We start from the raw sequence: 18,125 nt of genomic DNA on the forward strand, positions 1-18,125 counted from the left end.
GTCGTGCGAGTTCAGCAGAACGATTTCGTTAGCTTCGTCGCCGGTGATCGTGTCGGCATGGCGAAGCCGGAGCATGTGTTTTGTGTATTCGCGCTTGCTCTGGTCGCGCACGCGGGTCTGGCAGACCATGAACGGCTCGAAACCTTCGTTACGCAGGCCGCGCAGCACGTCGATGGTGGGAATGTAGGTGTAGCGGTCCGAGCGGCTGTCGTGCTTGCCTTCGGCAAAGATCGACGGGGCGACATGGTGAATCTGATCGTCGGAAAGCGGCGCATTCGAGCGCAGGACCGGGGAACCGGGGCGGAAAGAAGAGGCGAGTTGCATGGCAATCTCCACAGTAAAGGGTTGAGGGCACTAACCGGGCGATGGGGTGTGTCCTGCCATTGCGACTGGGCACCTCCCGGTGGAACCCGGGGTTGGCTTTGCTGCCGCCAGGCTCCCAGGTTCGCGCCCGTGCGACTCAAGGAGCCGATAGCGGGCAGGTGTCAAGGAAAAAGGCGGGGGAGGGGTGCGGGTAACACGGTCCCGCGCCCCTTGACACCTGCCCGCTATCGGCTACGGTCGCGGGGTAAGGGCGGGAAACTGGGAGCCGGGTGCATGCCAGACTTCGGGGTTGACCGGGTAGATGCCGCGCGGCGAGCGCGATCGTAGAGCCCGTGAGCGGGCTCTACCTCGACAGGTCTTTGGGGGTGAAGGGTTTTACGTCAGGGATTGACGCCCGTCAGGGGCGAAACGCAGTATGCGGCTCGACGCGAAGCGTGAAAGCCCGGCCCGGAACGTGAGTGGAGGGAGACGCCAATGCGAACGGTTTGATGGAATGCCGCAGCGGGCTAGGTGGGCAACCCGCCATTCATGCCGGATTGGGGCGATTTAGGCAAGCTGGAGCCGTAACTGTGTAGCCAATATGGGTGTTCGAACACGCACGCTAGCTTTGTGCATGCTTTGCAAAATATTCCCGTTCGGCGTTCAAGAGATCGATTTCGATCGCTTTCCTGTCGAATGCCGGAAAACCAAAGGTATAGCTGGGCTCTACAGCACCGTTGTCGTAAGGTAGGGCAGTATGGCGATGATCCCATCTTACGGGCAAATCGGGATGATGTTTCGCTTCATCGATTTTACCGACCCGGTTGCCATCTGGATCGAAGATCAAATAGGCGTAGTCGTCTTTCCCTGGTCGATGGAGGCGGACAATTATCTTGAATCCTGTGCTAGCCCTCAATCCGGTTAATGTGCGACGCTCAGGTTGGATTTCAATTTGGGTGCAACCGAGTTCGGTGAGAGCCTTTGCTGCCATTTCAAGAAGTTTCGGGTCAGATTGACGATCAATTTCGGAGATATTGAACGGCAACGAAAATCCGAAATTTCTAGCGAGAAATTCGAGTAGAAATCCGTTTGGCGTCTCGAGATAATGCTTCTCACAAAGATAAAAGGTAACTGCCTGAGCGCCGAGAGTGTCGCCGAATGATGTGGTCATGAGACGATACTGTGGTGTCCCGCAAATGAGGCATGTCTCGTTGGAATCAAAAAAATGACTTTCACTGACAGTCGTGTTGTCGTGACGCCCGCGTAAAAATGATTCGACAGTGCGCACTGCTTTGGAATCACGCTCCGTTTTGTAAGCGAGAATGCGGTCAGCCGCGCCAGCCGCATTCACCAAATGGCGAAACTGGTCTCGCGATTCGACGAAGATCACGTCGGAACGTTTGGCCACAATAAGTGCAATTTCGTTGAGGCCTAAAAGAGTGTAATAAGTGCGAGCTACCGGACGTTCGGAATCGGCTGCGACGATTGCCGCCAGCGCGAAGGAACCATCGTCTTCTTTCGATACGTAGTATTGGCCACGAGTGCCGTAGAACTTGGAGAGCGCATCGAAGCTACGTATCTTGATTTTCAAAAAATTGCAGTCATCTGCCAAATTGGGTGACATGGCTGCGATGATCGCTTCGACCTGCTCGAACTTCGTACCGTTGTCGACCAACGTAGAGAGGAAGGAAAGTGGATTGGTTTTTGACATAGATTAAAAGGCGCGTAAAGATAGGCGCATAGTCGCTGCGTGGCCGAGTTAGTCGAGAATGCTGGTATCGATAACGTGAACGACGATGGACTTGCCCGTGCCTCTCAATCGAGCGTCTGTCACGTCTTGTAGTTGCCGTTCGAATTCGATCGCAGACAGCGGCTTTTCCCCGTTGGGGCCTATTTTGATGTTCTGAATTCCGAGTCTAGCCCATCCGACTATGTAAATGGCAGGTCGAACGTGAGGGTCTTGCATGTATTTCGTCAATATTTGGCTATCGGTAGCATCCCAGACCTCTGCATGACCTGCCCATTTGATCTCGATAGGAATATCGATTTTCACACCTGAATCTAACAGGTAGGAGATACGCATATCGGGCTTTTTTGCGTCAAACACTTCTGGCTCTCGTGCACCGACTATGGGCTGCTTAGCGAGCATCGGTATAAGTTTGCCATATACCGCAGTTTGAAACGCCTTCTCGTCGAGAGGTTTTCGATCGCCGGCCGTTTTGGTACCTTGCCAAAGCAGCGGCACGAGGCTGTGGTCAGAGCGAAAGGCGGCCACTAGTCATGTTGCGATCGTCTCATTCAGTAAAGCTGCGGCATTGGCTTCACTCCGAACAAGTGCTGACTGACCACTAAGAATAACTTCAAGTGCTGTGGGTGACCGGGAGCGATGACGGCAGAAACGCGGAAGATCGACCGGATTGGCGAGACCCGATGCCCGGACATCGATTGAGTGGAAAGCTTGGCGAACGCAGCATCAGCTTGAAACCGACAGAAAAACGACGTAGAATCATCAATAACTCGACGGAGGTTCTATGTCGGCTGTCCTGGATTTTCAGCAATTCGCCCTCGGCTTGCAGGCTGCGGACCGGCCGCTTATCGCGCCGGAACGGTTTGCCGCAGCCTTCCATTTGCGCCAGCAAGACCTGGCAGAGCTCGCTCATGTCCATCGTGCCACGGTATCGGCGGCTCCCACGAACGTGAAACTGCAGCAGTTCATGCGCGACACGCTGCGGGTGTTGTCGGCGGCGATGGAAGTCAATCCAGATCAGGCTCAGGCGATGTACTGGTATAAAAATACGCCAATCCCCGAGTTCCAGCACCGTACGGGCGAGCAACTGGTGTCGGCCGGCAAAACTGAAGCGGTGATTTCGTATCTGCTTTCGATTGCGAGCGGTTCGACGGGATGATCCTGACCCACATCGGGCCTGAGGACACCTTTTTCAGAGCCTTCACGCCCCAGTGGGCGTATCAACCGGAAAGCGGTGCGGGTGCTGCCGTGAGAGGGGGACGATTCAACCGTCAGGGTGTTGAGGCTCGCTATCATGCGGCCAGCGCCGACGTCGCACTGCTCGAATACCAGAGTGAATCCGCCATCCTGCCGCCGGCGACCCTGGTGAGCTTTCTGGTGACGGTCGAGAACGTGGTCGATTTCACCGGTGGCTACGTTGATGAGACGTGGAACCCGATCTGGGCCGAAGCGTATTGCAACTGGAAGGGGATGGCTTTTCTGGACGAGATCGAACCCCCGAGCTGGGTCATTGGCGATCTCGTCAGGGAGGCCGGCTATCCAGGCATTCTGTATCGCTCGGCGCGCAACCCATCAGGCATATGTCTCGTTCTGTTTCCGGATCTGGCGAAGACGACGGGATACAAGGCGAGCGTGTTCGATCCTGGCGCGCTATTGCCGCAGAATGCCTTGTCCTGGTCACGGCAACAGAAGTGACACGCCATGGTGGCCGCAGTTTTGGTTCGCCACCGTATCATTGCCAGTAAGCTTGGTATCCGGGCCTGTGTCGGCGTGTTCCACTATCGGGTGGTGGATGAACATAAATACGTGTGTGAAGATAGTTGGCCGGCCTGGTGAGCATTTAGGTTTCGTCGAACCGACTGACGTGATAGCGGATCTGCCACGTGGGAAGGCCGCTCCCGGTAATGGTGTTCTGGAACCGAAGGGGCATCTCGGGCGCGCGTTGAGCAACTGGGATCTCAGTCAAAGTGATTCCTTGGGCCAACCGCTTTTGGATGCCGTGCGCGATGACATCTTCGACAAAGCAAAGAACCCGATCTGTCATATCGGCGACCCATCTCGTCACCGGCGTTCCGTCGACAGCAGGTTCGGTCACGACGACACGACCGCCGACGTCAACGACGGTAGCACGTGGAAGACTCCAATTGCCATGGTCGAGGTTGTTTCGGGTGGTGACCAGGCTGTCTCCCCACCTACGCGCTTCACGCAAATAGTCGGCAAGTGCCGAATCAGTCTTTTCGAGGTCGGCCAGGCCTTGCTCGAACTTAACCTGCTTCTGGTGTAGGAATCCGATTTCGACTCCGAGTGCGCGCGCCGTTTGCTGCATGCGGTCCTTGAAAGAGCGCGTCGCGCCGTTCATGAATTCGCTGACCAAGCGGCCGAGCTCCCGGTCCACATTCTCCGTAATCCGAATGTGCCCGCCTTGTCGGTCAACGATTGAACCTTCATCAATCTTTCGCAAGTGGTCTTTCCAGGACTTCGTAACGTCTTTGGCGATGTCGCGAATTTCCATCAACGTCGTCATCAAGGTCTGGTGCGCTATCAGGAACGGTTCCCGGTTCGCGCCCAAGGCGTCCGCCATCTTCATGGGAGCGTAGAAAATGCGCGCCATGAAAGGCGAGCTTGACCCTTCATCGGCGAACTTCTGAACCACAAACTGGCCCTGGTTTGGCTTCACTTCCAGCCCTCCGCGCTGCTGGATATTCCGGAGCAACATCCCGTACTGGCGCTCCCTGATTGGCAGGACGCTGGAGATCTGCAACTCGTTGCGGATCACTTTCTGGATATTGCGGATAGGCTCGCCGTCGATGATTCCACCCAGGAAGAGCAGCATACCCTCGAGAGGCAGCTTGCCCTGCAGGAGAACGACACCGCCGTCTTGCCAGGGGATAAAACACATGGCCGCGAGCGGCTCCTTCGCGCCCGGTGGTATCAGCGCAACCCATTTTGGCGGGAGCGCCTTGTCGTTATAGCGCTCTCGCGGCACCGGCCGGAGTTCCCCGGCAAGGTTGTATTGGTACCCGGTCCATACGAGGGCCTGGCGCGGCACACTATCCAGGACGGTCAAATATTCCGGCGAAACACTTCCAGGAGACCATCTGGCGAGCTGGCCGAGCAGCATGTGCATGGCCAGATTGAAGGTCCCGGCCCCACTTGCCGAAATCATCAGCACCGCGTAATAGGAAGGCTGTGTTTTGTGCAATACGCCCGGAGAAGGTGGCAATAGCAAGCTGGATACGGACTGGTCCCCAATCCACTGCACCATGTAGCCAAGCTGACCTTTAGTCGCGATGACCACCGCGTCCGGCCAATGGTCCGAGGGCGTGCGTTCGTTCAGCCGTTCGAGTTCCGCTGCCATATCTTCGAGGGGCACCGTGGCGTCGACGGCGAAGATCACACCTAGGGTCGGCTCGGTCGTCCGATTGCCGGGGAACGGTGCCGTCTTCTTGAGAGCTTTGGCTGCGGATACTCTGGAGTATGCTGCGGCCAGCGCATTGAGGTCCAGGGTGTATGCCACATCGATGGCGGCCGCCACAGTTTCTGTTGGCACCACGGTGGGCCCGACATCGGAATCGACCAGTTGACCGCCGACGCATATTAAGGCGGACAACGGCTCCGTCCTGCGACCTTCGGAATCGATGACAACGCCGGTCTCGATCCGGTACGGTGCAGGAACCAGATGCTGCAATTGCGCAGACAGTACTGCACCGACGCGATCAGCGGGAGCCGCGATGACGGCTTCGCCAGCAGCGCGGATAACGTCTCCCAGGGAAAGCATTCGATACTCCTCAATCGGCTAGTAGTCGTACGGAGATGCAATCGAAAGATTAGTTTTCCTCATCGTCATCGAATGCCCCTCGAACTGCGTGATTCATCTGAATGCTTTGTTGGGCGTGCCGGCGCAATCCATCGTAAAGACGGAAAGCAATCGAAAACCTGGATAGCTCAGACAATACCTTCTCCGCTTCCTGCTTCATGTCCAGGTCTTTGGGGCTGGGTTGACCGGGTGCGCTGCGCGAGACACCGTTGACCGCGCTGCGGTAGAGGCTACTTATTGCGGCGTCAGCAAGCTCACGGTCGAATGTCATCGCCAGGTCCAACAGGCGTATGACAGTGTCCTGGTGTGTGAAGACAAAACTATTGTCGGCGTGGGCCAGGATTGAAATGAGGACACGGATACTCTGTGAAGACGGTGTCAGAAGCTCGTCCGCGAGTAGGGCAATGACATGGTCATCCAGAGGTCCGAATAACGAGGCGAAAAGCTCACCAGCTTCACTTAACAGCGACGCGTCGTCGCCTTTGTCTCTCATCCATTCGACCAGGCGGCGCATGCACGTATCGGCGTCCGGTGCGTCTTTGAAGCGTAAGGCAACCGCCTGGTAGGGTCGAAGATAACAAACTCGATAGCTCCAATCGTCGTTCTTCGCTGAATAAAGCAACCTGGACAGAAAAAAATCAAGGACGAGCCCTGGACGTTCTCCAGACAATGCAGCGAGGATGGCTTGCACCCAATATCCGTCCAGATCTGGCAACGCCACCAATTTTTCGAGAAGCGCGGTGACGTCTTCATCGTTCAATGTGGATAGCGGCAGTAGTTCTTCGCGGTGCAGAATGGTAAACGCTTCGTTTGCGAGTTCGCGAGACGCGCCGAGCGGAAGCAATTTAAGCAGGCCGATTGCGCCTCTCTTATCCGTGTTCGCCACCGTCTGGATCGCCCCGAGTCCATATCGGCAGATTGACGGTTCGGCCGTGAAGATGCTTTGCAGCATTCGCAACTCACCGGCCGTAAACTGGGTTGCCGGTTGATACATCGAGTAGGCGCGGGCCACTATCCTTTGCAGCACGTCGTTGCCACTAGACCAAAGGCGCTTTGCTAGTGCGAAACCCGATTTATGCCGGTTTCCGAGTACCTCGGCGAGAGCCTCCCCGGCAAATCGTGCTATGGGGCTGTCAGGATGCTCAAAAGTATGCTCAACGGTTGCAAGGGCCAGGTCGGAAGACTTCGAAAGCAGCAGATTGAACAGGAGGTACGGTGACGCCTCGGTGGCGACTCCGGCAGATGCAATGGCTTGCAGGTGGTTTTCGATGGCCAGAAGCACGCGTTCGGGGCCTGAAGCATCGGAGAGCAGTTCATTTGCCAGTTCGTCGAGCCTTTTTCTCCAGCGTTGCTCGCTGTTGGTCAGATCGCCGTCGAGATGAATCTGCATCCACCCACTCATAAGAGCCTGAGCGAGGCGGGACTCCAGCGTCTCTGGTAGCTTGGCGATAATTTCCCTCGCAAGCTCACGCGCTTCCCCTGGTCCATGTTGCGCGAGCCAACCGACAACTTTGGCTATTTCTATGTGAACGATATCGGTGAGGGCCTCGCGTTCCACCACGCACTTTAGCTTGGTCAACGTTTCGACGAATTCGGAAGTCCATTTAGCCCGTGTTTCGGCGGTAACGGAGCCGCCAAACGAGCCCATCGGATACCGTAGTGCACCTTCGATGAACTTCGCGGCCTTTACCGCAAGCGATACGTCACTGAGCGTGAGTAGCTCGATGGCTCTGTCGATAACCTTTACACGAAGAGGGCGTACCGCTTCAGGAACCACGAAGAACGGTACAAAGGAAAGTGAGAAACCTTTGGCTGTTGTGGAATGACCGTCGGTCTTCAGGATGCCGGCCAGAAAATCGAACGGTGTGTAAGCGCCGCTCCACGACGATGGCATAGGAATGAGGGATAGGCCAAAGTCTACGACGACCTCGCAGTAGTCGAGCGGTTTGTTCGGCTCCACTTCACACAACTCAGCGAGGAGCCGGATGCCATGCGATGGATTCTGGCCCAGTGTCCTGTCGTCTCGCCTTCCAAGTTCCCATAGGCATTCGCATGCGCGCGGAAGGTGCGGAAGGTGGTACGCGACATTACGAAGTAGGCCAGAAAGCTCGCGCGGCGTGCGTCCCTCTCTGATTAGCTGTTCGGCGTACTCCAGGGTCCGGGTCGGCTGGTAGAACGCCGCTGCCGAAATTGCGTCGACCAGGGATTCCGCGTCCCCCTGCTTTGCCTCCAGTTGTCCCCAGACGCCATCAAGCAGTCGGCCGCTTGACGAGTCGCCGCTGGACAGGCGCCAGTCGAGTTTGCTGACATTGGCCAGCAGATTTTTAATCTGCTCGGTCGTGGCGCATGCAAATATCGATTCCGCGTAGCCGGTTGAGAGACCTTCCAGCCCGATACACGCGTTCTGAATCACGAAGTCGGCGAGCAGGTCGGGCGAAAGTCTGTACCGACGGCCTCGTTTGAACAGCACTCCCCCGGCCGCGAGTAAATTGATAACCCGTTTTGTTTCGGGCTGTGAAATACCCTCAACTCCTTGTGCTATTCGTGCGAGCCCGTCGTCATCTGCCGCTGTCGGTTGCAACAGGGCTATCAGTTTGAGCACTTTTTTGAACAGCTCGCCATCCGATGGTTGCCCGAGTTTGCCCGCGATTACGTCCTGAAATTTTGAGAATATCTGCTTGCGGAATTCAGCTTCATTCGCAACCAACCCCGCAGGCACGCGGTGCGTCCCGACAAGATGGGCAGAAACCACCGTGGCCAGCGGACAGTCGTAAGTAAGCTTGGCGATATCGCCGGCAACCTCGGGTGCTGCTTCGAGGCCGGCGAGGACTTCGCTTGCAAGCTTCGTAGCCTGACCGACATTCAGAGGGGGCACCACGACTTCCGCAAATCGAGCGCCGGAAATGGCAAAGGTACCGGCGTCGGCTTGTACCTTGCTAATTCCGTATGGGCGCAGGCAAAGTATCAACTTCAGGTCATCGCCGCTGGCAACCCGCTGGAAGAGCAGCGGCAGGCTCCCCTGGTCGTGTGCATCGTCAATAACGAGTAGTTTGCTGCCCTGTCCTAGTTCGTCCAGACTCTTGGAACTGGGTTCTTCGCTCGGCGAGAGAAGGCGGATATGTGTGTCAGGCGCTTGCATTTCATGTCTGCGCAATAGCTCCATGAGGATTCTGGACTTTCCGCTGCCGCCAGCGCCGACGATGCAAACGACTTTCGTCTCAGGATTTGCAAGTTTCTCCAGGCACGCGGCAACGACGTCTTCACGGCCGACGAGGGTCCATGCGTGGCTGAAAATCGCCTGACGGTCCTTGAACGGGGCAAAAAATTCGTCGGACGTCTGCCATGGGCCGGATTCCATTTGACCGATGAGCGCGAGGCGTTGACCTGGAAAGAACGTATCGACAATCCGGCGTTGCTCGTCTGGGGTCAGGCGCCGACGAATCTTGAGCGAGATATCGTCTTTGTCCCAGATGTCCCAGGTCGCGTGTTTGGAAATCTCGTTCCGCGCCGCCGGCGTCGCGACACGCGAAAGCAGCAGGATTTTTTCGTCTGCGCCGTAGAGGTCGGCATCTACCGCCGTGCGGACCTTCGCTGGACCAAATTCTTTGTGCCGCTTGCACTGAAAAGTGGCGCGTCGACCGTCGGGCATGCGCACCTCGACGTCGATCCCTTCCTGCGTATGGCCCTGGCCGCCGAAACGATGGACCGCGGCGTTGGGGTACAAGCACGAGAGTAAGTGGTGGGAGAACCGTTCAAAAGCCTCCTCGCCGAGTGCTTCGAGTGGAAATGGCGAAAGGGCTGCTGCTGTGGCGAGCGCCGTTGACGAGGGAATATATCCGGCCGCCCGGAGGAGCGCGTCGGCGTTGTCCATATCGAGCGCCTTTGCCAGGTTAGGCATCTCATTGGCTCGGGGACGGGACGTGCCGTTTTCCCATCGACTGACCGATTGCTGTGCAACGCCGAGGCGTTTTGAGAGGTCCGCCTGTTGCGTGAAGCCGGCGTCGCGCCGTAACTGCGCCAGCATCTTGCCGAATTCGGAATATCGCGCCATCTCGTACTCAAAAAATGTGTTTGAACTCATTTTAAGAGTATGAGAGTATTTGTCAACCGCAGGAAAGTTAGCCACACGTCCGTCCGGGCAAGTTCGAACGGATCGTGGGTGACGAGCCGGAACAGCGAACCGCGAGGGCGCTGCGTCGACGGAAAGCCAATGACGTAGTCGGGCAATCCCTTGTGCGGACGAATAGGAGGCAACGTGGCGATCAAGGCGATCTTTGTCGGCATCAACAAGCACCTCGTCCGGCGATCCCAGAACTTAGCGGCGCAAGGCGTGACGCGACGGCGTTGTGGGCGTTAGGTGCCGCTAACATTTCCAGGCTGAGCACGTAGAACAATGAAAATCGATTACATCAGCAGCGATGGCATCCACGCTTCGGAGAAGGAGGCGCTGGAGCGTATGCGCCAAGCCTTCAACGCATCAGAATTCAGCCAAAAGTGGCATGGCTATGCCGGCTTTATGATGATGGACACCACCTACCGGGATCGCGAGATCGATCTGGTGCTGCTGACGCACGATCGCCTGCTGATCATTGAACTCAAGAACTGGCGCGGCAAGATAGAGCCGATGCAGGACCACTGGCTGCGCGACGGTAATGACATGGGGCGGTCTGCAGTGAAGGTCCTCGCCGACAAATGGAAGATCCTGTCGTCCAAAATCCAGGCTAGGCTGCCTGCGCCAGCGAAGTCCGCCTACATTGACTATCGCGTCATCATGTGCGGCAGCGCGGACTACTCGGCCATCCCTGAGGACGAGAAGGAATTTGTCCTTACGCTCGGTCAATTTCTGCGGATCACAAAACAGGGTGGCTACCGTCAGGAGTTCGGTGAGCAGCGGGCCGGCAAGCCGAACCAGTACCTGCAGACCTTCACCCCCTTCTTTCGCGGCAAGGATTTCAAGCCCTCGGGGTTTTCCTTCGGCAATTTTCAGATCGTCGGGGAAGCAACCTTTCCGCATCCGGACGGGTTGTACAAGGAGTACAAGTCGGTCAAGAAGGACGACCACCGGCACGAGGCGCTGCTGCGGCGTTGGGACTTTTCTGTGCTCGCCGGTATCGCCGATACCGTTGACGAGCGCGCCCGCATCGCACTGCGCGAGCACAAGGTGCTTGGTTTCATCCATGAACAGAACGAACAACTCGACAGTGTCGTGCTCCAACCGTTGTCTCATCCGACGCGCGATGACATCGACGCCGACTTTTGCGAGCTTTACCGGCTGCCCTCCAGGCAGCTGCGGCTCAACGAATTTGTCAACCGCCATGGCCAAGACCTCTCCTTCGCAGACCGGCTGGCGCTCGTCAAGGTTCTGCTTTCGCACTTCGCTGATCTTCATGACACCGGTGTCGCCCACCGCGACGTCAGCGACCATAGCCTATGGCTAGAACGTCCGTCAAAGGTATCCATCTCTGGCTTTTTGACTGCCTTTTTCCCCGAGGTAGGTACGGTGGGGCCGCTTCGTGACAACCTGCGTGCAGGCAGGGCCGTGCTGCCAGAGGACTCGGAGATCGGTCACGGCGAGGTCAGTGATCCGTTCCGGCGCGACGTCTATCTTCTCGGGGTGGCGTCGTACCATGTGCTCTTCCTCCAACTGCCGCCGCAGGAAGATGGGCTGGTCCTGTGGGAGCCGCCTGCGGGTGTCGACTGTGATCCCGCTCTGGCCGCTTGGTTCGCGCAATCTCTCGAACTGATTCCTGCAGAGCGTTTCGCCAATGCGCGCGCCATGCTGGATGCATTGAACGTACTCCCTCTTGTGCGGCCATCCGCGGCGGGCATGGATCTGCGTGTCTTTGAGGCATATCGGAGCGAGTTAATCCCGATGGTCGTGTATCCGTTGCTGGAGAACCTGAAGCAGGGTCACAGCCACCTGTATAAGTCGTGCGTAGGCGGCCGGCCAGTCTCGGTCAAGGTCTGGTATGGCCGGAAGCCCGACCCCAAGCGGCCTGAAGAGACGCACCAGCTGCAGACGTTTCTTGACAAGGTTCGACTAGTGAAGACGCAGCCGTGCGCTTCGCTAGCGGACGTCGTCGATTTTGGCATCTCAGACGCGGGGACGTTTCTTGTTCAGCAATGGGTGGAGGGGCAAGACTTGACGGAGGCGGGACACGCCTGCAAGTCGGGCCGCGAGGTACTGGAACTCTGCCACCAACTGGTGAAGGCCACACTGCACTTGCACAACTTGGGATTGCAGCACGGTGACCTCCATCCCGGCAACGTCATGCTTGAGGGCGGTGCCGTGCGCTTCATCGACGCGATAGATATGGTTCCAGGAGGTGGTGCGGAACCTTATAACCCTGCGTACGTGCCCACGGATTATGAAGCAGTCGCCCTCGATCAGCGCGACTGCTACGCGGTGGCCAAGATGTGTGATGAACTGCTTGACCGAGCGCCGGAATGGGAAGGCCTTGATCCTGGGCCTGTGCGCAAGGAGATCGAGCGCTGCCTGAACCGCGAGTTGCGCGTACATGCTTTGGATCGCATCGACGATGCGCTGGGCTTGCTGCTAAATCCGCCGCCGCCCCAAACCGGGCCACGACTGGTCGTGCGCGTGCGCCAGCTCACCTCCCGCAGCCCACTCGCCGGCGACAACGGGACATTCCACGTGGGAGTGTCACAGGAGAATGTGCGCAACCCTGAGCGGCAGCCGAATATTGTGGTTTCGCTGGCTGGCGTTCGCAAGCGACTGCTGATCATGCTCCAGCCCACGACACTGGATTTCGTATCGCAGCGCATTCATGAGATGCCTCATAGCCAGTTCGTCCGTATGGCGTCCCAGGCAGTGGCGACGCTGGACGCGGATGTCCAGCTCGAGCCCGCGCCTGCGGACGATGCGAGCGAGCTGCTTAACGCATTGCAGGCCGTCCCGGATGTTCGCGCAACGGTAGATCAGGTTCGAGCCCAGATTCTCGGGCTCGATGCGCCCGCGGCAACTGAGGAGCTGGATGGAGAAGACACGTCGGACCGTTTGCGTGAGGCGCCGCGTACCGAGGCGCTTTGGCGGTCCATACTTGACGCCGAGGAGGCGACGTTGCCGGAGGTCGAGATCGCCGGAGCGGTGGCACGTGAGATAGGAGGGCGAAGCGACAAGCTTCGCATCCCTTACCGGAAGGAAGGTAAGGAACTGGACTACGAGTCCGACGCCAAGGTGGAGGCCCTGCAGGAGATCAACGGCGAGCTAATCCGCGCAGGCGATGTCGACATACGTGAAACAACGCAGGCCATCCTCGTGATCGACAATCCTCGCATCCGCATGCAGTTGAATGTGGGGGAGCGCATTAAGCTGCGCAGTCAGCAGGACCTGTCCTCCTTCCGCCGACGGCGCCTAGCCGTCACACGTATCTTGGCTCGCGAGTCCGTTCTGCCCGATCTCATCGATTACTTCGATCCGGCGGACTGCCCTGCGCCGGTGGACCTGCAGCAACCTCCGACCGATGCGGAGCTCGATGCCTACAATCGTTACAACGACGAAGGTCAGCTTGTATTTTCGCTCAATCAGCAACAGCGCGAGGCGTTCGCCAAGCTATGGTCCAAAGGGCCGCTGAGCCTGCTGCAGGGCCCGCCTGGCACCGGCAAAACGTCATTTATCGCCTCTTTCATTCACTATGCAATGTCGCATGGCGCGCAGAGCATCCTGCTCGCTAGCCAGTCTCATGAGGCGGTGAACAACGCTGCTGAAAAGGTCATCGAACTCTGCCAACGTACCGGCATGCCGCTGGACGTTGTGCGTTTCGGGGCCGAAGGCATGGTTTCAGAGCAACTGCGTCCGCATCACTCGGGCGCCATCCTGCAAGCCTACCGGGACCTGTTCCGTTCAGAAATGCGTCAACGGATCACGGCGCTCAACCGCAACCTAGGGTTGCCAAATGCCTTCGTTGAACTGTGGTTCGACATCGAATTTCACTTAGGACGTTTGCTAAAGGAAATCGACCGACTGACAGCCAAGCGCTCGGAACTGGACGTGGCTGGCGACACCCAGAAATCTCTTACGGCGAGAGTTGCCCAGCGCAAGGAGCGATTCGTCACTCTTGCGGCACAGAAGTTTTCCTACCGTGGCACGGCGGAGCCTAGCGAAGTGATTGAGCAATTGCGGCGCGATGCGATGGTCATGCACGCGGTGACGTCGCCAGACGCGGTCGCTCGGCTAGACCAAGTGATCGCGATGGCGCAGGAGTGGGTGGACCGGCTCGGAACGCTACGGGGGAACTTCGAGGAATTCCTGGCTAAGACGCGCTCGCTCGTCTGCGGGACCTGCGTGGGGTTAGGGCGTTCCCAGTTCGGGGTGGCAAACAATCGTTACGATTGGGTCATCGTGGACGAGGCGGCCCGTGCCACCCCTGGCGAGCTGGCCGTTGCGATCCAGTCCGGGCGGCGCGTTCTGTTGGTTGGGGATCATCGGCAATTGCCGCCGCTCTACACCGAGCCGGTTGTGCGGAAGATCGTCGCAGACCTGCCGGGGGCGGGCCGGGCAGTATTGACGCGCAGCGACTTTGAGCGTGCTTTTGAATCTGACTATGGGCTGCAGGTTGGGGCGACGCTGCGCACGCAATATCGAATGGCTCCGCCGATCGGCGAGCTGGTGTCGGCTTGTTTTTATCCTGTACCGCTGGCAGCGGGTCGTGGCGCCCCCGAGCCTTGGTTTGATCAGTTAGGTGTTCGGCGAGCCATCGACGACGAGAGCTTTGGCAGTAGGCTGGAAATCTCTGAGGCAATCACGGATGCGCTCGCCAACCATGATCGCAGCAACAATGAGAGTTTGCGAGATTTCATCGGCACTTTCGATGATGAGTTGTTGGGCCGATATGTTTCGGACGACAGCTTCGACCTGCGGCGATATGTTCAGGACGTCCATCTCACGAAGGTGTGCGGTTACGACGATGGTCGGATTACACCCGTACTGGGAGCCTTGCATCTTCGGCGCAACTCGGCTCTTTTGCTGGAGCGCATCGGGGCCGAACTGATACCTGCTGACCCACCGCCGCAGGGTTCCGACGGCGACGATGCGGCGAAGGAGGCCCACGGCGAGAAGGCAGCTCCGGAAGTGAAGCATTGGGATGCACTTTGGTGGGCGCCGCAGTCAGTGTTCTGGGCTCGTTCGCGCAGCGCCAGGGACTTGGTCCAGAAACTGGATCGCTTACTTGAGCCTCAACCGAACGGCCCGTCTCCGCAGGCTGGCGGCGTGCGCGTGGTTGTGCCGGGTGATCGCAGATTGTCTCGGGAGCGATTTTCTGTCTACAGGGATCAGTTTCCGCGTCTGCTAGGCGCAGACATTTCCCTCATGAACGGTAACCTGGAGCTCCTGCTGGTGCCAGAGTTGTTGGTCTGCGCGATGTTCCACTTTCATCTCGCCCACCAGGCCATAGCGATTCCCTTCGGCTTTATGTCCTCGCATCCAGATCATCTTCGCGCGGTGAGCGCGCTGGTGTCGGGGCGCGTCCGCGCCAAGCCCGATGCAATCTCGGCTGCGAGGGAAGAGGGCGGCTTGGAGGTTGTCGAGGATCTACAAGCGCTAATAGATCGGCTATCGACTTCGGCCGTCGTGGCGACCCCGACGAAGGATGGCAGGCCGCGACTGACCGTGAAGAAGTCGGAATGAGCTTTTTTGCGAGAAACGCCGCATGCGCCGGTGGTTTGCGCCAACGTAACTACGAATGTGGCGGTCTGGAGAACCCGAGTATCCGTCGCCGGGTCTGCGAGATTCTGGAGGGCGGGGAACGCGCGTTCAAAGAGCGCGCCCGGCGATTGCGCGTCGCTCTTTAGAGAACTGCGGAGCCACCCCGTAAATGATACGACTGTACGCATTTTCGAAGACGATGTGGAGATTCAGTGAACTTATCCCGGTTTCCCGCAGATGTAATCATAACGCCAGAGCATCTCGCTGATAGCGGCTGGACGGATGTAATCGATAGTGTTCCAGGCCAAGGCTACGATGCCCTCTCACGCGCGTTTTCGGTGGCGGCTCATCGCGCCATTGAGGCTGGCCGCGACGGGGCCGGGAAGGTGCTTTGGCTGTCGGCGGACATATGCGCGATGCGCTTGAGTGTGGACAGTCTGAACGGGACGCCGCAGTCTGCGATTGCTCCTCTTGGCTACAAAACAGTGGAGCCCGGTGACCTCACCGCTAACGATCTGGCTGTGCTAGGTCGGATGTGTGAGATGTCCACGGATCCTTGGCTCAATGCTCGGTTGCATGACCTGCGCTGGCTCATGCAGCGACCGCGCGAAGTCGGTCACGCGCTATCGGCAATCGATGCGTATCGGAAAATTCCCCTAGATTCCGAGGCGTGGCAAAAGGATGGGCGTTTTTGCTGGACTCGAGTCGTCATGCTTGTCCTTGGCCCTGGAAATGCGAAGAGGGGCATGAGGGAAGAGGTCGAGGGGCAATTGATGGATGCACTTCTTTCTGTCTCAAAAGCAAGCTGGTTTCGCGCGCGGGACATTGCCGAATTGCTGGAACGAATCGGAGCTGACGACAACCGTAAGAGGCGAGTGGCCGAGAAGCTTGCCTCCCTGGCTGGCGAGTTTGACGGCGATCTGGAGCAGGTTGCAGCTACTGTTGGAGGCAGTCTGTATCGAGCGTCGTCGCATTGGTTCAGGAAAATCGGCGACGCGTCGAATGCCGCGGCCATGACAGCCAGGCTAGCGGAATCTTTTGTACGTGAAGCAGACACGCGGCTGGCGCCACCGCACCCATCCTATGGTGCTGCGAGCGGCTTCTATGAACAGGCTATCCAGGTTTATCGCAGCATTCCGCGTGATGAACGTGAGTTTTTAAACGTCGATAATCGCATGGCCGAATTACGCACCTTGCTTCAGAGCAGCGGTAAGCGTGCATTGGAGGAAATGGGGCAGGTGGCCGGCGAATCAATTGATCTGAACGAAGAGATAGATAAAGCAGCGCAATCACTTCGTGGTAAGACGGCAGCTCAGGCATTGCTCGCCTTCGTCAACCTTATCCCGCCCGTCAATTGCACCAGGTTGCGCGAACGCGTCTTGGAAAGACTGAGAACACCGTCATTGCTCCATCGGATTCCCAGAATTCTGATCGCTGGCGATGGGCGAGTTGTTGCCAAAGTCCCAGCGCTGGACTCGGATGATCTGACGAACCCGGGCAACGATGATTTCATTCGCCACGAGATGTTGTACGAATATGTGTTCGAACGTAGATTCCACGTGATGGCGGACATCCTTCCCGCGCTTGATGTCCTTCGTGTAGAGCATCGCTTCACGGAGGGAGATTTCACTGAAATCGCAAGCCGTTCGCCCATCGTGCCAATCGGACGCGAGCGGTTGTTCGGCAAGGCGCTTCTTGCCGGAATAGAGCACGATTTTGTTGGCGCACTGCATGTTCTGGTACCACAAATCGAAAACATGGTAAGGCATCACCTGAAGGAAGCTGGGGCGCGTACCACCACGCTCGATAAGGAGGGTGTAGAGACCGAGAACGGTATGGGGACGCTCATAGATTTGCCGCAAATGACCTTGATATTCGGCGTTGATCTTGCATTCGAGCTTCGGGCACTGTTCACCGATGCTCTGGGTCCGAATTTGCGCAACCAGGTTGCCCATGGTCTGTTGGACGCGGACGATTGTCTGTCGGCTGAGGTCGTCTATGCCTGGTGGTTCGGCCTCCGGATTGTCTTCAACACATTCTGGAACAGAGCAGGGGCTCCGTAGACTGGCAAGGACTCGCGATTGGGATTTTTGCAGATCGAAGTACTGCGCCCAGTCACGCGCAGTCGCAGCGGCTCGACGCGTATTGTTGGGCTATTGCCGTGGTTTCACGGGCGCCGGCTGGTTGATTATTGGATTTTCCGCCGAGTCTGAAGCGCACGCACCATCGATCGGTTGATGTGGCGAGTATGAGTAGCGAGAGAGAAGGGCGACACGACAGTGATCCGACAGGAGACGCGGCCGAGCACCAGTTCCTGGTTCCCGAATACGCCCATGCTGTCTCCGGCGAGGACGAATTTTAGCTGCTCGCTGTCATGGTGTCATTCGGACTCAATTTCTTCAACCGAAAGGCAAAGATTTACCCAAACCCAAGTTAGAGATCTCGGAGCCCATCTGGGGCTACCCAGTCCCCGTGGCAGTATCCGGTAATAGTTGCTTTAAAACAACGCCCCAGGCTGTCTAAAAACTGCTGATTCCTTGTCCAGACGGGACCTGGTTATTTATACAGTAAAATTGTCGACATCTCTACATGTA

At 57.7% G+C, this 18,125-nt stretch carries 9 protein-coding genes; 4 read left to right on the forward strand and 5 right to left on the reverse strand.

The annotated features are described in order from the left end of the window. The 3 genes from PQQ96_RS12925 to PQQ96_RS12935 form a co-directional block, all read right to left on the reverse strand. Positions 1 to 324, reverse strand: a 324-nt coding sequence (locus PQQ96_RS12925) for a DUF932 domain-containing protein (protein ID WP_408292168.1), incomplete at its 3' end; no start/stop codon positions are given. A 601-nt stretch (positions 325 to 925) separates the two neighbouring features. After that, positions 926 to 2,014, reverse strand: a complete 1,089-nt coding sequence (locus PQQ96_RS12930; RefSeq protein WP_408292170.1) for a hypothetical protein — start codon at positions 2,012 to 2,014, stop codon at positions 926 to 928. 48 nt (positions 2,015 to 2,062) lie between these two features. Further along, the gene (locus tag PQQ96_RS12935; RefSeq protein ID WP_408292172.1) at positions 2,063 to 2,578 is read right to left on the reverse strand and encodes a hypothetical protein; all 516 of its coding nucleotides are present in this window, start codon (positions 2,576 to 2,578) and stop codon (positions 2,063 to 2,065) included. Positions 2,579 to 2,834: 256 nt separating this feature from the next. Between PQQ96_RS12935 and PQQ96_RS12940 the strand changes: the two genes are divergently transcribed. Further along, entirely contained in the window at positions 2,835 to 3,209 is a 375-nt protein-coding gene (locus PQQ96_RS12940) for a DUF2384 domain-containing protein (protein WP_408292174.1), read from the forward strand. After that, positions 3,206 to 3,745: an RES family NAD+ phosphorylase gene (locus PQQ96_RS12945; RefSeq protein ID WP_408292176.1), complete on the forward strand. Its 540-nt coding sequence runs from the start codon at positions 3,206 to 3,208 to the stop codon at positions 3,743 to 3,745. The genes PQQ96_RS12940 and PQQ96_RS12945 overlap by 4 nt, the downstream gene beginning before the upstream one ends. Before the next feature lie 145 nt (positions 3,746 to 3,890). Here the strand turns inward: PQQ96_RS12945 and PQQ96_RS12950 are convergent, their stop codons facing one another. Together PQQ96_RS12950 and PQQ96_RS12955 are read right to left on the reverse strand one after the other, a co-directional pair. After that, a complete protein-coding gene (locus tag PQQ96_RS12950) occupies positions 3,891 to 5,828 on the reverse strand; it encodes a hypothetical protein (protein WP_408292178.1) in 1,938 nt (645 codons plus the stop codon). A 49-nt stretch (positions 5,829 to 5,877) separates the two neighbouring features. Beyond that, entirely contained in the window at positions 5,878 to 9,993 is a 4,116-nt protein-coding gene (locus tag PQQ96_RS12955) for a helix-turn-helix domain-containing protein (RefSeq protein ID WP_408292180.1), read from the reverse strand. Between the two features lie 267 nt (positions 9,994 to 10,260). Here PQQ96_RS12955 and PQQ96_RS12960 point away from each other — a divergent pair, with 267 nt between their 5' ends. Both PQQ96_RS12960 and PQQ96_RS12965 read left to right on the forward strand, forming a co-directional pair. Continuing rightward, a complete protein-coding gene (locus PQQ96_RS12960; protein WP_408292182.1) occupies positions 10,261 to 15,513 on the forward strand; it encodes an AAA domain-containing protein in 5,253 nt (1,750 codons plus the stop codon). A 230-nt stretch (positions 15,514 to 15,743) separates the two neighbouring features. After that, complete coding sequence (locus PQQ96_RS12965) at positions 15,744 to 17,594, forward strand: DUF7380 domain-containing protein (protein ID WP_408292184.1); 1,851 nt, start codon at positions 15,744 to 15,746, stop codon at positions 17,592 to 17,594. Positions 17,595 to 18,125: the final 531 nt, after the last annotated feature.

The organism is Paraburkholderia sediminicola (genome assembly GCF_046027825.1).
Classification (GTDB): domain Bacteria; phylum Pseudomonadota; class Gammaproteobacteria; order Burkholderiales; family Burkholderiaceae; genus Paraburkholderia; species Paraburkholderia sediminicola_D.

What these genes read in the sequence shown, in the direction of transcription:
- PQQ96_RS12930 (WP_408292170.1), bottom strand. Translation starts at nt 2,014, where the DNA reads ATGTCAAAAACCAATCCACTTTCCTTCCTCTCTACGTTGGTCGACAAC.
- PQQ96_RS12940 (WP_408292174.1), top strand. Translation starts at nt 2,835, where the DNA reads ATGTCGGCTGTCCTGGATTTTCAGCAATTCGCCCTCGGCTTGCAGGCT.
- PQQ96_RS12945 (WP_408292176.1), top strand. Translation starts at nt 3,206, where the DNA reads ATGATCCTGACCCACATCGGGCCTGAGGACACCTTTTTCAGAGCCTTC.
- PQQ96_RS12950 (WP_408292178.1), bottom strand. Translation starts at nt 5,828, where the DNA reads ATGCTTTCCCTGGGAGACGTTATCCGCGCTGCTGGCGAAGCCGTCATC.
- PQQ96_RS12960 (WP_408292182.1), top strand. Translation starts at nt 10,261, where the DNA reads ATGAAAATCGATTACATCAGCAGCGATGGCATCCACGCTTCGGAGAAG.